The following is a 1965-nucleotide window of genomic DNA, read 5'->3' as shown; positions in this document are numbered from 1 at the left end:
CTGAACTGGTTGATCACCAACTTCGTGGACAACACCCCCGGTGTGTCCCACACGGTGGTGGTCTCCGCCGACGGACTCCTGCTGGCGATGTCCGAGGGGTTCCCCCGCGACCGCGCCGACCAGTTGGCGGCGGTGGCCTCCGGCCTCACCTCGCTGACCGCGGGCGCCTCCCGCATCTTCGAGGGCGGCGCGGTCAACCAGACCGTCGTGGAGATGGAGCGCGGCTTCCTCTTCATCATGTCCATCTCCGACGGCTCCTCGCTGGCCGTCCTCGCCCACCCGGACGCCGACATCGGTCTCGTCGGCTACGAGATGGCCCTTCTGGTCGACCGCGCGGGCACCGTCCTCACTCCGGACCTCCGCGCGGAACTGCAAGGCAGTCTTCTCAACTAACAGACAGACCGTGCGTTTCTCGCCACCGCGCCATAAGGTGCGGTGGCGTGGCTCCAACGGGACATGGGGCGCGAAAGGCAGTCGGAGGAGGACACGTGGCAACACCCCCAGGCGGACACCGCCCGTATGACGGTGCTCGGCACACACAGGGTGAGACGGCACAGAACCGCTTCAACTTCCCTTCCGCGCCCAGCGGTCAGGGCGGCGCGCAGCAGCCGTACCAGCAGCCGCAGTCCCCTCCGCCGTATGTCCGGCCCGAGGCACCGCGCATGCCGCAGGGGCAGGGCCAGCGGCGGCGGCCCCCCGAACCGACGGCCGGCAACCACAACCCGCTGGTCCGCCCGTACGCGATGACCGGCGGCCGGACCCGGCCGCGCTACCAGCTCGCCATCGAGGCGCTGGTCAGCACCACCGCCGACCCCTCCCGGCTGCACGGGCAGTTGCCCGAGCACCAGCGGATCTGCCGGCTGTGCTTCGAGATCAAGTCGGTGGCTGAGATCTCGGCACTCCTCTCCATCCCCCTCGGCGTTGCCCGTATCCTCGTGGCCGACCTGGCAGAGGCGGGGCTCGTCGCCATCCACCAGCCCGGCGGCGACGAGTCCGCCGGCGGCCAGCCAGACGTGACACTGCTCGAAAGGGTGCTCAGTGGACTTCGCAAGCTCTAGCGGCGGTGCCACCCGTTCAACCACCAGCGCGAAGATCGTGGTGGCGGGCGGCTTCGGCGTGGGCAAGACCACGTTCGTCGGCGCCGTCTCGGAGATCAACCCGCTGCGCACCGAGGCTGTGATGACCTCCGCTTCGGCGGGTATCGACGACCTCACCCACACCGGCGACAAGACCACCACCACCGTCGCCATGGACTTCGGCCGTATCACCCTCGACCAGGACCTCATCCTGTACCTGTTCGGCACCCCCGGACAGGACCGCTTCTGGTTCATGTGGGACGACCTGGTCCGCGGCGCGATCGGCGCCGTCGTGCTCGTCGACACCCGCCGCCTCGCCGACTGCTTCCCGGCCGTCGACTACTTCGAGAACAGCGGTCTGCCGTTCGTCATCGCCCTCAACGGCTTCGACGGGCACCAGCCGTACACCCCGGACGAGGTCCGCGAGGCGCTGCAGATCGGGCCGGACACCCCGATCATCACCACCGACGCGCGCCACCGCGCCGACGCCAAGTCCGCCCTGATCACGTTGGTCGAGCACGCCCTCATGGCCCGACTGCGGTGACCGGGCGCCCCGAGCGCACGAAGGCCCCGCACCCCTGAAGGGTGCGGGGCCTTCCGCGTGGGTCCGGCGCGGCGGTCGTACGCCGCCGGTGTCAGCGCTGCCAGCTGTGCGGGGCGTAGAAGCCGGTGCGGCGCTCCAGCCGCCGCCAGCCCGCGGCGGTACGGGTCGGCTGGGCCGGCAGCTCGGCCGGACGGGCCCCGGCGCGGGCCAGCAGCACGGCGGTGACGGCGGCCAGCTCCTCGGGGCCGGCCTGGCCCTTCTCCACACGCAGGAAATCGGTCTCGGACACTTCGGTTCTCCAGGACTGGTGGGACTACTGGGGCGGGTTGCCGTGCTTGCGGGAGG

The 1965-nt window shown here is 70.7% G+C and carries 4 protein-coding genes; 3 read left to right on the top strand and 1 reads right to left on the bottom strand.

From position 1 onward, the window contains the following. The 3 genes from C6N75_RS27180 to C6N75_RS27170 form a co-directional block, all read left to right on the top strand. Positions 1-393 (top strand): roadblock/LC7 domain-containing protein (locus tag C6N75_RS27180; protein ID WP_105871523.1); only part of this gene is annotated, 393 nt, incomplete at its 5' end. A gap of 95 nt (positions 394-488) precedes the next feature. Next, on the top strand, positions 489-1058 hold the full coding sequence (locus C6N75_RS27175) for a DUF742 domain-containing protein (protein WP_105871522.1): 570 nt from the start codon (positions 489-491) through the stop codon (positions 1056-1058). Then, the gene (locus C6N75_RS27170; protein WP_071269896.1) at positions 1039-1620 is read left to right on the top strand and encodes a GTP-binding protein; all 582 of its coding nucleotides are present in this window, start codon (positions 1039-1041) and stop codon (positions 1618-1620) included. Before C6N75_RS27175 ends, C6N75_RS27170 begins: the two co-directional genes overlap by 20 nt. Before the next feature lie 91 nt (positions 1621-1711). On the opposite strand, the gene C6N75_RS27165 is transcribed toward C6N75_RS27170, so the two are convergent. Then, positions 1712-1909, bottom strand: coding sequence for an acyl-CoA carboxylase subunit epsilon (locus C6N75_RS27165; RefSeq protein ID WP_105871521.1), 198 nt, complete (start codon positions 1907-1909; stop codon positions 1712-1714). Between the last annotated feature and the right edge of the window lie 56 nt (positions 1910-1965).

The sequence above is a fragment of the Streptomyces solincola genome (genome assembly GCF_002982015.1).
GTDB lineage: Bacteria > Actinomycetota > Actinomycetes > Streptomycetales > Streptomycetaceae > Streptomyces > Streptomyces solincola.
Note: the sequence above shows the minus strand (reverse complement) of the source record. Positions and strands in the feature narration are given on the sequence as shown.